Genomic DNA, 16,379 nt, shown 5'->3' on the forward strand with positions numbered 1-16,379 from the left:
GATCAGCGCAGTGGTCGGATCGTCCGAGGGCTTCGCATCGGGAGTCGTACTCCGCGCGGCGTCGGGTGGTGCGGGCGATGCCGCCCGCGTGTTCGTCGTCAGTCGCGGATGAACGACAGCGGCCCGTCCTTGATGAGGGAGCTCAGCTTCTGCGATTCGACCGCGGGGGAGAACAGCCAACCCTGGTACGCGTCCAGGCCAACACCGCGCAGCACGTTGAACTGGTTGCGGGTCTCGACTCCTTCGGCCACGCACAGGCAGCGCATCGCGCGGGAGAGGTCGGCCACGGCGCGGACGATGGCGAGGTCGGCTGGATTCGTGCCGATTCGCTGGACGAACTGGCGGTCGGCCTTGATGATCTGGACCGGGAAATCCTTGAGCCGCGCCAGCGACGAGTAGCCGGTGCCGAAGTCGTCCACGGCGAAGCGCACGCCGTGATCGATCAACTCGCCCATGGCCCGCCGCGAACGCGACGGGATGTCGATCAGGCAGGTCTCGACCAGTTCCAGGATCACGCTGTCCCAAGCGATCCCGCTGCTGGCCACGGTGTTGCGGACCAGTTCGGCGAAGGACGGCACACCGGGCACCAGGCCGAGCAGGTTCACCGTCACGGCGACCGGGCCCTCGGGCGCGGGCCACTGCGCCGCATCGGTCAGAGCGGTGTGCAGCACCCAATGATCGAGATCCCTGAGCAGCCCGCCCTGTTCGGCCACCGGGAGGATGACGTCGGGGGTGAGCAGTCCGCGCTCCGGATGCGGCCAGCGCAGCAGCGCTTCGGCCGCCACGATGCTCCCGTCGGCGGCGACGATCGGCTGGTACAGCAGGCTGAGCGTGTCCCCGTCGATCGCGTCGCGGAGTTCGACCTCCAGATTGACCTGCCGGTCCACTGAGGTGATCAGTTCCGGCGTGGCCCGGGCGATGCGCTCGCTGCCCTGCTTCGCCTCGAACATCGCGGCGCTCGCGAAGCGCACCAGGTCTTCGCTGCCCGCTTCGAAGTCGTCGAGCACGGCGATGCCGAACGAACACGACACCCGGACGAGCTGGTCGCGCAGCGGCAGGGTGGTGCACATCAGGCGAGTCACCGTGGCGATGATCGACGAGACGCCGCCCGCCTCCTCGGCGTTCGGGCAGATGACGACGAACTCGTCGCCGCTCATATGGACTGCCGACCAGCCATTGGGAAGTCCGGCCTCCAGCCGCCGGGCCAACGTGACGATCAGCTCGTCCCCGACGGTGCGCCCCAGCGAATCGTTGATCCGCTTGAAGTTGTCGATGTCGCAGTACACCACCGCCGCGTGTTCGGGATCGGCTGCGCTGAGCAGCGTGCCCAGCATGGCGTGGTTCGGCAGGCCGGTCAGGTCGTCGTGCGTCGCGCGGTGGTGCAGCCGCTCGGACTCCCGGCGCCGTTCGGTGACGTCCTGGAAGACGACCATCCAGAACTGCTCGCCGCTTTCCCGCGTCGACCGGGAGATGTGCAGGTCGCAGAACACGGGTTGCCCGTCGGCTCGCGCCAGCACCCGGTGCGGCAGCGTCGGCCGGTCCGACTGCGAGGCCGGGGCCGTGTCGCACGGGAGCAGGGATTCGGCCGGGTAGTCGGGGTGGATCAGGTCGGATCCCAACGCGTTGTCGACGTCCGGGCGGTAGCCGAGCAGGTCGCACAGCGCGGAGTTGGCGAGCAGGAACCGCTCGGCGTCGTCGAACAGACCGATGGCCACCGGGGTGACTTCGAACAGGTCGCTGAACTGCTGGCTGGATCGCTCAAGCCGGTTGTGGACCTCGGTGTCCTCCCTGGACAGCACGATGAACCCGTCCAGCGCGCCGTCTCCGGTCCGCAGGGCGATGAACACCACCGAAGCCCACAGCAGGGAGCCGTCCTTGCGCAGTCGCCAGCCGGTGGCGGTGGTGGTGCCCGCCTCGGCCGCCTCGTGCAGGATCCGGCCGGGCAGTCCGGCCTCCAGCTGCTCCTGCCCGTACCAGATCGCGATGTGCTTGCCGACGATCTCGCCCGCGCGGTATCCCAACATCCGTTGGGCGCCCGGATTCCAGCTCGTCACGTAACCGTGCGTGTCGGTGGTGAACAGCGCGTACTCGTGCAGCGAGGCCGCCATCGGCGCGATGTAGTCGCGCGCGTTGGCGCCGTTGTGTGGGCCCGTCACGTCGTCGTCACTGGGCGTTTCCGGTTTACCCGATCCATCGATCATGTTCTCACCGGCCAGGGCGTTGGAGGCGGGCTCACCGCCAGTGTCGCCGTGCGCTGTGCCACGAGCTGTCGCCTCGTCGATTCCGACGACGAGGGACACCCAGCTCGGCGTGGACCCATACTCCTCCGGGGATTCCTGGATGTCACGGGGAGTGGACCGGGGTGTGCCAATCAGCACAGCGCAGACAACCCTTTGTAACCCGATCGAGGGAACGGGCTTTGCGCAGCGCGCCGAATTGTGCGCATACCGTGAGACAGTCGAGCAACATCCCTCGGTCGGTACCGCGTCAGCTGGTCGTCTCGACCGGGTCCGAGTTGAGCGCGGCGAGGGTGTCGGCGGTGCTGGCGTCGGCCGGGAGGTAGACGACGAGGCGCTGTTCGTCGGTGTCGGGCAGGGGGAGGCTTTCGTAGGCCAACCGCAGCCCGCCAAGCACCGGGTGTGCCCAGCTTTCTACGCCGGTCCACCCGGGTCGACCCGGCGGCGCTCACCGCTCGGGACCGCGCCGCAGCGCACGCCGTCCGCGCGGTCGCCGACGAACTGGGCGTCCGCCCCGCACAGGTGGCGATCGCGTGGACGCGCAGCAAATCGCAAGCGGTGCTCCCGATCGTCGGTGTCAGCAGTGTGGAGCAGCTCGCCGAGAACCTGGGTGCGGTCGAGCTCGCCCTGCCCGACGACGCGATCGCGAAACTGGAAGCGGCAGCGGAGTTCCAACTCGGGTTCCCCGGCGACTTCATCGCCGAATGCGAACCCCACCCGTTCGCATTCGGCGACGCCGCAACAAGGCTCGACTCCCACCGGCCGGGCGCCAGCATCCGATGAGCCGGGTTCGGGTCGGTGGGGTCGTTGCGCGGGCACTTCCACGAACTCACCGGCACCAGCCCGCAGCAGTACCGCCGGACGTTCCGGGCGTCGCCGACCGCGCAGCCCCGTCCGGTCCGCTCCACGGCATCGGCCCGGTGCGGACGAACGTCCGACGAGCGCCGGTCCTTGCTGCGTCAGATGGCGATGTCTTTGCGCGGCACTGCGAAACCCGCTTCGGCGAGCTTGCGCGCGTGGTGCGTGCGGGTTGACCCGGCCGATGCCCACGGCTCGGTCGGCGAGGTTGCATCGATCGATCCGTGTCGATAAAGTTCTGACAACTTCATCGAGCGTCATCGATGTAAAGGAGAAGGCTGTGGATGAGCTGCCGGTCGTAGTGGTGGGCGCCGGTCCGGTGGGTCTGGCCGCCGCGGCGCACGTTCTTGAGCGTGGTCTGCGGCCCCTGGTGCTGGAGGCGAGCGCGCAGGCGGGTGCTTCGGTTCGGCAGTGGGGGCACGTTCGGTTGTTCTCGCGGTGGTCCGAGCTGATCGACCCGGCCGCGGCCCGGCTGCTGGAGCAGCAGGGGTGGCAGCGGCCGGATCCGGCCGCCTACCCGGCTGGTGCGGACTGGGCTGCCGACTACCTGCGGCCGCTGGCGGCGGCGCTGGGCGGGCGGGTGCGCTTCGGTGCCCGCGTCGTGGGCGTGGCTCGGCGCGGCCGGGACCGGGTGGTCGATGCCGGACGCGATACCGAACCGTTGACCGTGCACGTGCGGACCGCGGCTGGCGAAGAGCGGATCACCGCACGCGCCGTGATCGACGCCTCGGGAACCTGGGACACCCCGAATCCGCTCGGCGGCGACGGGCTGCCCGCCATCGGTGAGGGCACGGCGAGCAGCCGGATCGCCTACCAGGTCCCGGATTTCGCCGATCCGCAGGCGCGGGCACGTTACGCGGGAAAGCGGATCGCCGTCGCGGGCAGCGGGCACTCGGCGCTGACGGCCCTGGTGGGTCTGGCCGCGCTGGCCGACGAAGCGCCCGGCACGGAGATCGTGTGGCTGCTGCGCCGTGGCGCCGTGGGCGACGTCTTCGGTGGTGGCGAGGCCGACCAGCTCCCGGCGCGCGGGGCGTTGGGCCTGCGGGCCAAGCGAGCCGCCGAGGCCGGTCGGATCCGTGCGGTGACCGGTTTCCGCACCGCTTCGGTCGAGGCCGACGGGGCTGGCCGGTTGGTGTTGACTTCGTTCGCGGGCGGCAAGATCGAGCCGGTCGACGAGGTCGTGGTGCTCACCGGGTTCCGTCCGGATCTGTCGTGGCTGTCGGAGATCCGGCTGGGCCTGGACCCGGTGTTGCAGGCGCCGACCGGATTGGCGCCGCTGATCGACCCGAACGTGCATTCCTGCGGCACGGTCTACCCGCACGGCGCCAAGGAACTCGCCCACCCCGAGCCAGGGGTGTTCCTGGTCGGCATGAAGAGCTACGGGCGCGCTCCGACGTTCCTGGCGCTGACCGGTTACGAGCAGGTTCGCAGCGTGGTCGCCGCGATCGCCGGGGACGTCGAGGCGGCGGAGCGGGTCGAGCTCGTGCTACCGGAAACGGGGGTCTGCGGCGGCGCGGGCCTGTTCGACGAGCCCGCAGCCGACCAAGGCGGCGGGTGCTGCGCCGCTCCGCATGCCGTCCCGGAGCCGGAATTCGTCGAGCTGAGCCCGCTGCGGGCCGTCGAGCGCTGACCGCACCAGCAGCTGCCTTCGAACGCCTCGCCAGGTCGCGAGTGATCGTTCTGGCAAGAGCCCATGCCCGATCAGATCGCACGGCGGCCTTGCAGTCTGGATAGATGGATGTCAAATTAGAGGTATGTCGAAATACGAGCTGCCGATCGTGGACACCGGCGAAGCCGAGCCGTGCGCGACGCGGGTGATGCGGGAACCGCTGACCGCCGCGCAGGCCGCGGAGCTGGCCAGGGCGTTCAAGGCGATCGGCGAGCCCGTTCGGTTGCGGCTGCTGTCGCTGATCGCCTCCCACGCCGGTGGTGAAGCGTGCGTGTGCGACCTCACCGGGGCGTTCGAGCTCTCCGGCCCGACCATCTCGCACCACCTCAAGGTGCTGCGGGAAGCCGGGATCATCGAAGGGGATCGACGCGGGACGTGGATCTACTACCGCGTCCGGCCCGACACCCTGCGGCTGCTGTCCGAATCGCTGGTCCCGGCCCAGGATGCGGTGGTGTCGGCATGACGCGGGCGGTGGCCGCCAAACTGTCCGCACTGGACCGTTTTCTGCCGCTGTGGATAGCCGCCGCGATGCTCGTCGGGCTGCTGGCCGGGCGCTGGATCCCGGGCCTCGGCCCGGTGCTGGACACCGTGGCCGTCGACGGGGTGTCGCTGCCGATCGCCCTGGGCCTGCTGGTGATGATGTACCCGGTGCTGGCGAAGGTCCGCTACGACCGGCTGGACACCGTCACCGGCGACCGGCGCCTGATGGTGTCCTCGCTGGTGCTGAACTGGCTGCTGGGTCCGGCGCTGATGTTCGGGCTGGCCTGGATCTTCCTGGCCGACCTGCCGGAGTACCGCGCCGGGCTGATCGTCGTCGGTCTGGCGCGTTGCATCGCGATGGTCATCATCTGGAACGACCTGGCCTGCGGCGACCGCGAAGCCGCCGCCGTCCTGGTGGCGCTGAACTCGGTCTTCCAGGTGATCGCCTTCGCCGCGCTGGGGTGGTTCTACCTCGCGGTCCTGCCGGGCTGGCTCGGCCTGCCGCAGGTCGGGTTGGACGTCTCGGCGTGGGAGATCGCCAAGAACGTGCTGATCTTCCTCGGCATCCCGCTGGTCGCGGGCTACCTGACCCGCAAGTTGGGGGAGCGCGCCAAGGGGCGCCAGTGGTACGAGTCGCGGTTCCTGCCGAAGATCGGCCCGATCGCGCTCTACGGCTTGCTGTTCACCATCGTCATCCTCTTCGCCCTGCAGGGGAATGCCATCACCGCCAACCCGCTCGACGTGGCGCGGATCGCGCTGCCGCTGCTGGCCTACTTCGCGATCATGTGGACCGGTTCGTTCGTGCTGGGCAAGGCGATCGGCCTGAACTACGAGCGGACCGCGACACTGGCCTTCACCGCCGCGGGCAACAACTTCGAACTCGCCATCGCGGTGGCCATCGCCACCTTCGGCGTGACCAGCGGACAGGCCCTGGCGGGCGTCGTCGGACCGCTCATCGAGGTGCCGGTGCTGGTCGCCCTCGTCTACGTCTCGCTGGCGGCCCGCCGCCGGTTCGCGCCCACCGCCGGTTCGCGGGAGGCCGATCATGTCCGTACCACCTAGCCCGCCCGCAACGCTGGCCGACATCGCCTAGAACCGAGGAGCCATCGTGTCCGCCACCCCCGAGGTCCTGTTCGTCTGCGTGCACAACGCCGGACGCTCCCAGATGGCCGCCGCCCTGCTGCACCACCACGCGCAGGGCAAGGTCATCGTCCGCTCCGCCGGATCCGCTCCCGTCGACACCATCAACCCCGCGGTGGTCGAGGTCATGGACGAACTCGGCCTGGACCTGTCGCAGGAGTTCCCGAAGAAGCTGACCACCGATGCTGTCGAGGCGGCCGACGTGGTGATCACCATGGGTTGCGGCGATGCCTGCCCGGTCTTTCCCGGCAAGCGCTACCTCGATTGGGAACTCGCCGATCCCGCCGGAAGATCCGCCGCCGAAATCCGGCCGATCCGCGACGACATCGACCGCCGAGTCCGCGCCCTGCTCGCCGAACTCGTTCCGCGGGACGCGCGGTGACGACGCGCTGCGCAGCGTCCGGAGCTTCGCGCGGGTGATCCGGCCCGGCTGCCGGAACCGAGTCGCGGCACGGCGTCAACTGTCCACTTCGGACGTATCAGAAGATCCGTTCACCTGGCTCGGCCCCACCGCGCCCGAATGGCCTTGAGCAAGGTTGTTCGTTGTGGGGCCAACCGCCGTTCAGCCGGTGGCCATGCACATCAATTGGGATGTGCACGCCCTTGTCGGAAGTCTCCGACGAGGAGGACAGAAGGGATCTTCATGGCTGCGGACGAAGCGAAGTCTCGGCGCATGAACCGGCGGCGGCTGCTCGCGGTCACCGGCGGTCTGGTCGGGGCGGTCGCGGTCGGTGGGCTGCCCGGTGCCGCACAAGCAGCTGTACCGCGGATCGGCGGCGGCCGACGGGACTGGCTGCCGGGCGACCACCACGTGCACAGCGAGTTCAGCGTCGGCTACGACGAGTCGACCACACCGCCCACGCCCATCATCGGCGGCGATGCCATCTACCCGTTGGCGGTCAACGCGGCCAACGCCCGCCGGTTCGGCCTGGCCTGGATCGTCTCCACCGACCACGGCGGCCCCAACCATTCCAAACTGGACGCCGAGCAGCGCTATCCGAGCCTGCTGGAGGCGCGGCGGTCCGTGCCGGGCGTGCTGCAGTTCTACGGCATGGAGCTGGACACCCCGGCGGCCGACCATTCGAGCCTGATCATCCCGAAGGTGGCCGACGAGCGGGACATCCTGTTCAACCTGGAAAGCCGGTTCGCCAAGCGCGACCCCTTCCCGCCCGACCCGTCCTTCGACACCGAGGCGAAGATGATCGAGGCGCTGCACGTGATGCAGCGGATGCGCGACAGGCCGGTGGTGTTCGCCAACCACCCGGCCCGATCCGCTGCCGGGCTCGGCGTGTACGGCGACGACACGCCCGCCGAGTTCCGCAACTGGAAGGACACCGCCCCGGACGTGGTGTCCGGTTTCGAAGGGGCGCCGGGCCACCAGGCCGGTGCGCTCAACCCCGATGGAACCGTCGACCCGACGGGCGAGCGGGGCGGCTACGGCAACTTCCCGACGATGGGCGGGTTCGACCAGATGACCGCGCGGCTCGGCGGTCTGTGGGACTCGCTGCTGGGTGAGGGCCGCCGCTGGTGGATCACGTCCACATCGGACTCCCACGTGCACTACACCGAAGGCGGGTCGGACTTCTGGCCCGGCGAGTACTCCAAGACCTACGTCTTCGCCGACCGGAACTACGCCGACATCCTCGACGCGCTGCGCCGTGGTCGCATCTTCGTGACCATCGGGGACCTGATCGACCGGCTCGACCTCTCCGCCCGCCCCGTTCCGGGCGGTCAGCGCGTCACCGTCGGGGAAACCCTGGAGCTCCGGGGGCCGCGCCGGGACGTCGAGGTCGAGGTCCGGATCCGCGAGCCGCGCAATCCCAACGCGGCCGGGGACCGCCCGCACGTGAAGCGGGTGGACGTCATCACCGGGCGCGTGACCGGCCCGGTCTCCGACCCGATGGCGGACACGAATCCGACGACGCAGGTCGCGGGCCGGTACGGACCGGGCGACTGGCGGGTCGAGGACGGCTGGATCGTCGTGCGGCACACCGTGCGCGACATCGACGGCCCGATGTACGTGCGGGTGCGCGGCACCAGCACCGACGAGCTCGAACCGCAACCCGACCCGCTGGGTTCCAACCCGTGGGAAGACCTGTGGTTCTACTCCAACCCGGTGTTCATCGACCGCTGATTCACCGCTGCTGGCGGAGGGGCCCATTGCCGGGCCCCTCCATCGGCCGAGAGCCACGAACGACGTGGCAAGTGCCGGACAGTTCGGTTCAGCTCGCCTCGACGTCAATGGTCAGCCTATTGCGGGACTTGATCGCTGCCCGCGATGATCACGGGACCGCCGTGTGCCGTGTCGCCCTGGTTTGTTGCACACGCGCGGGTGATGGGGACCCGTCGTGCGAGTGATGGCGAAACTTCGCTGCTGCGCGGGATTTTGAGTGGACCTACGCTCCGTGCTGATGCCAGCGAATCTGGGGCGTTGGAATGGAGATCTGGAAGTTCAGGGCCTTTGCTTGGGCATCGATCTCCGCGTCGGTTCCTAGCCCGAACGGCAAAGGAGGACCAAAATGTTCGATTCGACTCGGTCGGTCAGCTCCGCGGAGCTCGATGACCAGCGCGTGGAGTTGCTGCCCGCGCGCACGGTTATGACGACGTGGCCGTTCCCCGGAGTCATCCAGGGCGACTTCAACGTCAACGGTGGCGACGGCGGCTCCGGTGGTGGCACTGGGGGCGGCACCGGTGGCGGTGCCGGCGGCGCTGGCGGTGGCGGCGGCTCCAACGGCCCTGGTGGTAACGGCGGCTTCGGCGGTGACGGCATCGGCGGCAATGGCAGCGGCGGTGGCGGCACCGGCGGCCCCGGTGGCGGCAACATCTGGTGAGCCGCGCTGACGCGCAGGGCGGCCGTCCTAGGCGTAACACGAAAGACTGTCACCGGTCCGCCGTGCCGGTGCGCGCCAACTCGGCAACGCGAGAGGACCACATCGGACGCTCGGCGTCCAATGTGGTCCTCTTCTGATCAGAAGATCCCGCTTACAGCATCTTGTCCAGGGTGATGGGCAGGTCCAGCGGGCGGCGGCCCGTGGCGTTGAACACGGCGTTGGCGATCGCGGCGGGGACGCCGACCATCACCACCTCGCCCAGCCCCTTCACCCCGATCGGGTCCAGTGCCATGTCCTCCCCGTTGACGAACACCGCGTCCAGTTCCGGCACATCAGCGTTGACCGGCACCAGGTAGTCGGCCAAGTTGGCGTTGATCACCCGGCCGTCCCGGTGGTCCAACACGGTGCTCTCCAGCAGGCTCATCCCGATGCCCTGGACCATGCCGCTGAGCGCTTGGCTGTGCGCGAGCTTGGGGCTGACCACCCGCCCGGCGTCGTAGGCGGCGAACATGCGTCGGATCCGCACCAGACCCAGCGATTCGTCCACCGACACCTCGGCGAACACCGCGCCGTAGCTGTACGACGAGAACCTCTTGCCCACGTCGCCCGGTTCCCAGACCTGCGTGGTGTCCATGCTCGGCCGGCCGCGCCGCCGGAGGATCTGCTGGTACGTCTCACCACGGCCAGGATCGGCCGTCACGAACAGGCGACCGCCTTCGACCGACACGTCAGCGGGCTTGACCCCGTACAACGGCGACGCCGGATCGACCACCGCCATGCGCACGAAACCATCCCGCAGCGCGTTGCACGCCGTGAACATGCCCGATCCCACGCTGACCATGGTCTGGGAACCGGCGTGCATCGGTGCCCTCGGCAGTGCCGAGTCGCCGAGCGTGAACCGGACCCTGCTCACCGGAAGCCCGAGCGCGTCGGCGGCCACCTGGGTCACCGACGTGTAAGTACCCGGTCCGGAGTCGCTGGTCGCGGTGAACACCTCGGCGGTGCCGTCGTCGTGGATGCGGGCCAGCACATCGGTGCCCGAACCGAAGGCGTGGTACGCGCCCGCGGCCATGCCCATGCCGATCAGCAGGTCGCCCTCTTCACGGGAGCGCGGCACGGCACGGCGCTGCGACCAACCGAAGCGCTCCGCCCCGGCCCGGTAGCAGTCGGCGAGTCGGCGGGAGGAGAACGGCAGGTTGTTCGATTCGTCGACGGCGGGCTCGTTGCGCAGCCGCAGTTCGATCGGATCGATGCCCAACTCGTGCGCCAACTGGTCCACGCTGGACTCCAGCGCGAATGCGCCGGTGCTCAAGCCGGGGCCGCGCATGAACGTTGGCAGGTTCACGTCCACCGGCACCAACCGGTACTGCGTGCGAGCGTTCGGCCCGCCGTACATGAACGTGGACAGCTCGGTGATGCTCTCCGCGTACTGGGCGTACCGGGCGGTCTCGGTGCGTGCCTCGTGCACGATCGCGCTGATCCGGCCATCGGCGTCCGCCCCGATCGCCACCCGCTGCCTGCTGGTCGGGCGGTAACCGGTGCCGGTGTACATCTGCTTGCGGGTCAGCACGATCTTCACCGGCCGCCCCACCTCGCGCGCGGTGAAGGCGGCCAGCAACTGGTGTTCCCACGTCCGCCCCTGGTTGCCGAACGCGCCGCCGACGAACGGCGAGATCACCCGCACGTCTTCGACGGCGACGCCCAGCGCGGCGGCTACTTCGCGCTGGGTGCCCAGCACCCACTGCGTCTTGTCCCACAGGGTGAGCTTGCCGCCGTCCCACCGGGCGATCGTGGAGCCCAGCTCCATCGGGTTGTGGTTCTCGCGCAGGATCGTGAAGTTGTTGTCCACGACGGTATGCGCCTCGTGCAGTGCCGCATCCGCGTCGCCCCGGCTGTAGTCCGGGTTTCCCGGTGCGGGCTGCGGCACAGCGGCGGGGGAGTCGATGTCGGTCAGCCCCGGCAGTGCCGCATAGCTCACTTCCACCAGCGAGGCGCCGTGTTCGGCCTGCTCCAAGCTGGTGGCCACGACGATCGCCACCGGCTGACCGAAGAAATTCACCTGCCGCGGGTTGAAGGCCAGCCGGACTCCGGTGAAATCGGTCAGCACCCGCAGCACACCGGACAGCGCCAGCGCCTTGCTCGTGTCGATGGCGGTGATCGTGCCCCGACCGACCGTGCTGCTCACGATCACCCCGTGCACCAGGCCCGGGATGACGTGCTCGGCGGCGTAGGTGGCGCCACCGGTGACCTTCAACCGTCCGTCCACTCGGGACATCGCGGTGCCCACGGCTTCGCCGGTCATCGCAGGGCTCCTATCGTCGCTAGTTGACGGGCCACCGTTCGCTTGATCAGCTCCACCTTGAACCCGTTGCCCGACAGTGGTTTCGCGCCGTCGGCGGCCCGCGCCGCCGCATCCCGCCACAACTGCTGGCCCGCCTGCGCGCCGACGAGCACGCGTTCCACCTCTGAGAGCCGCCAAGGCACGGTGGCCACGCCACCCACCGCCACCCTGGCCGCGTTGACCACACCGCCCCTGATGTCCAGGGCCACGGCCGCCGAGGACAACGCGAACTCGTAGGACTGCCGGTCGCGCACCTTCAGGTACCCCGACCGGCGCGTGTGCGGCGCAGCGGGCACTTCCACCGACACGATCAGTTCGCCGGGGCGCAGATCGTGCTCCTGATCGGGGGTCTGTCCCGGCTGGCGGAAGAACTGGGCGATCGGCACCACCCGCTCCCCCTGCTGGGAGCGCAGCCGCACGGTGGCGTCCAAAGCCACGAGGGCGACCGCCAGGTCCGAGGGATGGGTGGCCGCGCAGGCGTCGCTGGTGCCCAGGATCGCCTGGGACCGGTTCTCGCCGCCGATCGCTCCGCAGCCCGAACCGGGCTGCCGCCGATTGCACGCCGCCGTCACGTCCCGGAAGTAGGGGCAGCGCGGCCGCTGCATGATGTTGCCGCCGATGGAGGCCATGTTGCGCAGCTGCGCCGACGCGCTGAGCTCCAGGGCCTGCGAGATGACCGGGTACTGCGCGACGACCTGGGGGTGCGCGGCCAGATCGCTCATCCGCACCAGTGCACCGACGCGCAGTCCCGACGGGCCGACCTCGATGTCCCGGTAGGGCAGGGTGTTTATGTCGACCACCGTGGCGGGACGCTCCACGGTCTCCCGCATCAGATCGACCATCGTGGTGCCGCCCGCGATGTAGCGTCCGCCGTCCGCGCCCGCCGCCAACGCCTCGCGCTCTGAACTCGCCTTGATGAAAGCGAAGGGGAACATTTGCCGCTCACCTTCCCCCGGCGGTCTGCTCGATGGCGGTGACGATGTTCGTGTAGGCCCCGCATCGGCAGATGTTGCCGCTCATCCACTCCCGGATCTCCGCGCGGGAGCCGGTGTGCCCCTCCTCGATGCACGCCACCCCGGAGAGGATCTGCCCGGATGTGCAGTAGCCGCATTGGAAACCGTCGTGGTCGATGAACGCCTGCTGCAACGGGTGCAGCCGGTCGCCGTCGGCGAGTCCCTCGATGGTCGTGATCTCGGCCCCCTCGTGCATCACGGCCAGCGTCAGGCAGGAGTTCACCCGGCGACCGTCGAGCAGGATCGTGCAGGCCCCGCAGGCACCCTGGTTGCAGCCCTTCTTGGCGCCGGTGAGGTGGATTCGCTCCCGCAGCAGGTCCAGCAGCGAGGTGCGGTTGTCCACCGGCACGGTCTGCCGCCGACCGTTGATCGTCAACGTGACGGCCTGTTCGGTGCCGGGCTCGGTGTTCACGGCGGCCTCGGCCTGCTCGGTTAGCAGCGGAGCGGCGGCCGCGATGCTGCCGAGCGCGGCGGAGGTCCCGACGAATCTCCGCCGGGTCAGTTTCGTCGATGCGTCGGTGCTGTCGTCCATTGTGGAATCCTTTCTGCCCCGGATCACGCCTTGATCACACCTCGCGGCTCGCCAGGTGACGTGCAGGGTCCCTCCGACAGGTGTCGGTGCGCCTTCGGCAGGAACGCCAACCCGAGCCTCCTCCCCGATTCGAGACATCGTTCCTGCTGTCCACGACTACCAGGCTAGGGTTGCTTACCCGATGGTGGGGGTTCTGTCGCTTTCAGGAAGACAGGTCCGCCCGCGTCGGCGCGATCCCCGGATCCGGAGCGCAACGATGAGGCCCCGTCGCCCGCAGGCGGTGAAAGCGCGATGGCACATCCCGGGAGAGCGAAGTTCGCGATATGAATCCCGATTCTTCGCCTGCGGGTGCGTGCGATCTTGAGTCGTGCGGCAACCGGCGCCTGAACTACTCCGGGCAAGCCACGTCGAGCCTCGGCACCGCCTCCCGACCTTCGGCCCGGCGAGTTCACCGGAGGCGCGAGAGGGCGCACCGGCTCAGCGATAGCCGATGCACCCACGAGATGACGTCGCGAAGCGGCGACCGGTTACGCCTCCGCGCGATCCGCGTCGGGCTTCGCGGGTACCGCGGTCGCGGTGCGCCGGGGCATCAGCACGAGGGCGATCAGCGAGACGACGCAGCAGAGCACGATGTACCAGCTGATCCCCGTGCTGGAACCGGTGGACTGCAGCAGGGCGGCGGCGATCAGCGGTGCGGGCCCACCGGCGATGACCGAGGCGAGCTGGTATCCGATCCCGGCGCCGCTGTAGCGGACGTTGGTGCCGAAGCTCTCCGCGATCAGGGCCGCCTGCGGGCCGTACTGGATGTCGTGCACGATCAGCGACACGACGATGGCCAGCAGCGCGATTCCCGAAGATCGGGTGTCCAGCAGGGCGAAGTACGGGAAAGCGTACAGCCCGGTGCACACGATGCCGATGCCGTAGATGAGCCGTCGGCCGTAGCGGTCCGACAGGTGGCCGAACAGCGGCACGGTGATCAGGCCGATCGCGGCGGCGACCATCGTGTCGTTGAGCAGTTCGGAGCGCGACATGTCCAGTTGCGTCGTGCCGTAGGTCAGCACGAACGTGATGAAGAGGTAGAACGGCGCCTGCTCGGACAGCCGCACGAAGGCGGAGGTGAGGATCTCCCTCGGGTGCTTGCGGATGGCGGCCCACACCGGCTGCCGCTCGACGGCCCGCTGCTTCTTGATCTCGGCGAAGTCGGGGCTCTCCAGCACCCGCATCCGCACCCACAGCCCGATCGCGATGAGCACGATGCTGAGCAGGAAGGGCACCCGCCAGCCCCAGGACTCGAACGCGCTGCCGCTCACCGCACTGGACACCGTCACCGCGGCGGTGGACAGCAGCAGCCCGAGCGGAACACCGAGTTGCGGCATGCTCGCCATCAGGCCGCGGCGGGACTCCGATCCCCACTCCATGGACATCAGCACCGAACCGCCCCACTCGCCGCCGACCCCGAGGCCCTGGACGATGCGCAGCAGGACCAGCAGCAGCGGCGCTCCGACGCCGAGCGTGGCGTACCCGGGAAGCAGGCCGATGAGCACCGTGGCCACACCCATGAGCATCAGCGTGGTGACCAGGGTGGCCTTTCGGCCGATTCGGTCGCCGTAGTGCCCGAAGATCGCGGCGCCGACCGGGCGCGCGGCGAATCCCACGAACAAGGTGCTGAAGGACTCCAGCACACCGGCGCTCTCCGAGGTGCCGGGGAAGAAGAGCTTCGGGAACACCAGCGCGGCTACGGTCCCGTAGAGGAAGAAGTCGTACCACTCGATGGTCGTGCCGACCGTGCTGGCGATCACGGCGCGACGGCGGTGGGTTCGACGCGAATTGGTGCCGTTCGGCATGGCAGCCTCCATTGGCTCAGCCACTCAACCATCTGTGGGTTGAATCGAAAGCCTGCAATCCCGCTCGGGGGCTGTCAAGGGGGCGCCAATCCGAATTGCGGCCGCCCGGCCACGCCTGCGTCCGGGAGGTTCGCGAAGGAGGACATACCACCATTAGCCGACAAAGCATCCGCCGTGCGAAGAGCCGCACCGCATCTCTTTGTGCGCCAAGGATTTGTGAACTGTCTTGTGTGGACGCGGTGCCGCTGGGCGCGCGTCCACGAGGCGATGGCGGCAGTGGCCCACTCGATGCCGGGTCCGGCTGCCCGTCAGCGCGCGGCGCAGATGGCGGCCCCGATCACCGAGGTGACCGCGTCCGGATGCGAGATCAACGTCAGGTGGGAGCCGCCCGGGAACTCGGTGATGTTCGCCCGCGCCCGCTTGGCCATCGCCTGCTCCGAGGACGGCGTGATGATCCGGTCGCCGGTGCTGATGAAGTACCAGGACGGGATCGTCCGCCACCCCGCCGCCTTCGACGGCGCCATGAACGCGCTGGACGAGGCGGCTCGCTGCGAGGCCCACAGCCGATTGGCGGTGTCCTTGGGCAGGTCCTGGCCGAACGAATCGACGAAGACCTGCTGCTTGAGGTACAGGTCCATCGCCGCCGCGGGCGCTCCCGGATAGGCCACCATGTCGTAGAGGGTGGCGGGATCCGCGTTGAGCGCGGACTCGGAGCCGCTGAGCTGACCGGTGGTCTCACCGACGTCCGGAGCGGCGGCGTCGACGTACACCAGGGCCTTGACGTTCGGATTGTCCGCCGAGGCGTTCGTGATCACCGAGCCGCCGTAGGAGTGCCCGACGAGCACCACCGGCCCGCGAATGGTCTTCAGGAAGTCCGAGACAGTGGTGGCGTCGCTGGTCAGGTCCCGCAGCGGGTTCGCGATTGCCCGCGCGATGTAGCCCTCCTGTTGCAGGGAACTCACTTCGCCCTGCCAACTGGAAGTGTCCGCCCAGGCTCCGTGGACCAGCACGACCGTGGGCCGCGAAGTTGCCGGTAAGTCGCAGGGCACCAGCTGCCTCGGTGCCGCCGCCGAGGTACCCGCCGCCAGCACGGCGGCGACCACGCCGAGTGCCATCACGGGCGTTATCACGTTGAACCGCCGCCCCGCGCAGGCGGGGTCCGATCGTCGCTTGAGTCTCATCTGCCCCTCCTCGCACACAGCTCGACACGGGTTCGGACCGCCCCGACCGGGACGGTCGCGCCAGCAACCAGCTGCGCCATCCGAGCGCTGCGGACCCAATACAACACGCTGGGGAGGTCCCCGCGAGACGACGCTGGTGAGCGAGGATCCTGGTCCGCACCAGAACAATCACTCACGAGCCGCAGCACCGCGCACACCGATCCCCGAGCTGCCCGACCGAGACGTCGACGACGCGAAGGAAGACGATCAAGAA

Annotated in this window: 14 protein-coding genes; 7 read left to right on the plus strand and 7 right to left on the minus strand. The window is 69.1% G+C overall.

The window, feature by feature from the left end; translation table 11 throughout:
- Positions 1–98: 98 nt before the first annotated feature.
- Both ACTWQN_RS25970 and ACTWQN_RS25975 read right to left on the minus strand, forming a co-directional pair.
- Positions 99–2,300, minus strand: a complete 2,202-nt coding sequence (locus ACTWQN_RS25970; RefSeq protein WP_443206182.1) for a putative bifunctional diguanylate cyclase/phosphodiesterase — start codon at positions 2,298–2,300, stop codon at positions 99–101.
- 187 nt (positions 2,301–2,487) lie between these two features.
- Entirely contained in the window at positions 2,488–2,634 is a 147-nt protein-coding gene (locus ACTWQN_RS25975; RefSeq protein WP_443206183.1) for a hypothetical protein, read from the minus strand.
- 5 nt (positions 2,635–2,639) lie between these two features.
- On the opposite strand from ACTWQN_RS25975, the gene ACTWQN_RS25980 reads away from it, so the two are divergent.
- From ACTWQN_RS25980 to ACTWQN_RS26010, 7 genes are all read left to right on the plus strand, one after another.
- Positions 2,640–3,020, plus strand: a complete 381-nt coding sequence (locus ACTWQN_RS25980; protein ID WP_443206184.1) for an aldo/keto reductase — start codon at positions 2,640–2,642, stop codon at positions 3,018–3,020.
- A gap of 355 nt (positions 3,021–3,375) precedes the next feature.
- Positions 3,376–4,725, plus strand: a complete 1,350-nt coding sequence (locus ACTWQN_RS25985) for an FAD-dependent oxidoreductase (RefSeq protein ID WP_443206185.1) — start codon at positions 3,376–3,378, stop codon at positions 4,723–4,725.
- A gap of 124 nt (positions 4,726–4,849) precedes the next feature.
- Complete coding sequence (locus ACTWQN_RS25990; RefSeq protein ID WP_443206186.1) at positions 4,850–5,227, plus strand: ArsR/SmtB family transcription factor; 378 nt, start codon at positions 4,850–4,852, stop codon at positions 5,225–5,227.
- Entirely contained in the window at positions 5,224–6,306 is a 1,083-nt protein-coding gene (arsB, locus tag ACTWQN_RS25995; protein WP_443206187.1) for an ACR3 family arsenite efflux transporter, read from the plus strand. Before ACTWQN_RS25990 ends, arsB begins: the two co-directional genes overlap by 4 nt.
- A gap of 46 nt (positions 6,307–6,352) precedes the next feature.
- Complete coding sequence (locus ACTWQN_RS26000) at positions 6,353–6,766, plus strand: arsenate reductase ArsC (RefSeq protein ID WP_443206188.1); 414 nt, start codon at positions 6,353–6,355, stop codon at positions 6,764–6,766.
- A 261-nt stretch (positions 6,767–7,027) separates the two neighbouring features.
- Positions 7,028–8,518 (plus strand): CehA/McbA family metallohydrolase domain-containing protein, encoded by a 1,491-nt coding sequence (locus ACTWQN_RS26005; protein ID WP_443206189.1) that lies wholly within the window; start codon positions 7,028–7,030, stop codon positions 8,516–8,518.
- A 385-nt stretch (positions 8,519–8,903) separates the two neighbouring features.
- Positions 8,904–9,215, plus strand: coding sequence for a hypothetical protein (locus tag ACTWQN_RS26010; RefSeq protein WP_443206190.1), 312 nt, complete (start codon positions 8,904–8,906; stop codon positions 9,213–9,215).
- 151 nt (positions 9,216–9,366) lie between these two features.
- Here the strand turns inward: ACTWQN_RS26010 and ACTWQN_RS26015 are convergent, their stop codons facing one another.
- The 5 genes from ACTWQN_RS26015 to ACTWQN_RS26035 form a co-directional block, all read right to left on the minus strand.
- Positions 9,367–11,517 (minus strand): xanthine dehydrogenase family protein molybdopterin-binding subunit, encoded by a 2,151-nt coding sequence (locus ACTWQN_RS26015; protein WP_443206191.1) that lies wholly within the window; start codon positions 11,515–11,517, stop codon positions 9,367–9,369.
- Entirely contained in the window at positions 11,514–12,491 is a 978-nt protein-coding gene (locus tag ACTWQN_RS26020) for an FAD binding domain-containing protein (protein ID WP_443206192.1), read from the minus strand. The genes ACTWQN_RS26015 and ACTWQN_RS26020 overlap by 4 nt, the downstream gene beginning before the upstream one ends.
- A gap of 7 nt (positions 12,492–12,498) precedes the next feature.
- On the minus strand, positions 12,499–13,101 hold the full coding sequence (locus tag ACTWQN_RS26025) for a (2Fe-2S)-binding protein (RefSeq protein ID WP_443206193.1): 603 nt from the start codon (positions 13,099–13,101) through the stop codon (positions 12,499–12,501).
- Between the two features lie 527 nt (positions 13,102–13,628).
- Complete coding sequence (locus ACTWQN_RS26030; protein ID WP_443206194.1) at positions 13,629–14,945, minus strand: MFS transporter; 1,317 nt, start codon at positions 14,943–14,945, stop codon at positions 13,629–13,631.
- A gap of 308 nt (positions 14,946–15,253) precedes the next feature.
- Positions 15,254–16,126, minus strand: coding sequence for an alpha/beta hydrolase (locus ACTWQN_RS26035; protein ID WP_443206195.1), 873 nt, complete (start codon positions 16,124–16,126; stop codon positions 15,254–15,256).
- Positions 16,127–16,379: the final 253 nt, after the last annotated feature.

This window comes from Saccharopolyspora antiqui, from assembly GCF_052246905.1.
In the GTDB taxonomy this organism is placed as follows: domain Bacteria; phylum Actinomycetota; class Actinomycetes; order Mycobacteriales; family Pseudonocardiaceae; genus Saccharopolyspora.

Excerpts from the sequence above, each read along its gene's own strand:
- ACTWQN_RS25990 (WP_443206186.1), top strand. The coding sequence starts at position 4,850 with ATGTCGAAATACGAGCTGCCGATCGTGGACACCGGCGAAGCCGAGCCG.
- ACTWQN_RS26025 (WP_443206193.1), bottom strand. The coding sequence starts at position 13,101 with ATGGACGACAGCACCGACGCATCGACGAAACTGACCCGGCGGAGATTC.
- ACTWQN_RS26015 (WP_443206191.1), bottom strand. The coding sequence starts at position 11,517 with ATGACCGGCGAAGCCGTGGGCACCGCGATGTCCCGAGTGGACGGACGG.
- ACTWQN_RS26035 (WP_443206195.1), bottom strand. The coding sequence starts at position 16,126 with ATGAGACTCAAGCGACGATCGGACCCCGCCTGCGCGGGGCGGCGGTTC.
- ACTWQN_RS26010 (WP_443206190.1), top strand. The coding sequence starts at position 8,904 with ATGTTCGATTCGACTCGGTCGGTCAGCTCCGCGGAGCTCGATGACCAG.
- ACTWQN_RS26030 (WP_443206194.1), bottom strand. The coding sequence starts at position 14,945 with ATGCCGAACGGCACCAATTCGCGTCGAACCCACCGCCGTCGCGCCGTG.
- ACTWQN_RS26020 (WP_443206192.1), bottom strand. The coding sequence starts at position 12,491 with ATGTTCCCCTTCGCTTTCATCAAGGCGAGTTCAGAGCGCGAGGCGTTG.
- arsB (WP_443206187.1), top strand. The coding sequence starts at position 5,224 with ATGACGCGGGCGGTGGCCGCCAAACTGTCCGCACTGGACCGTTTTCTG.
- ACTWQN_RS26005 (WP_443206189.1), top strand. The coding sequence starts at position 7,028 with ATGGCTGCGGACGAAGCGAAGTCTCGGCGCATGAACCGGCGGCGGCTG.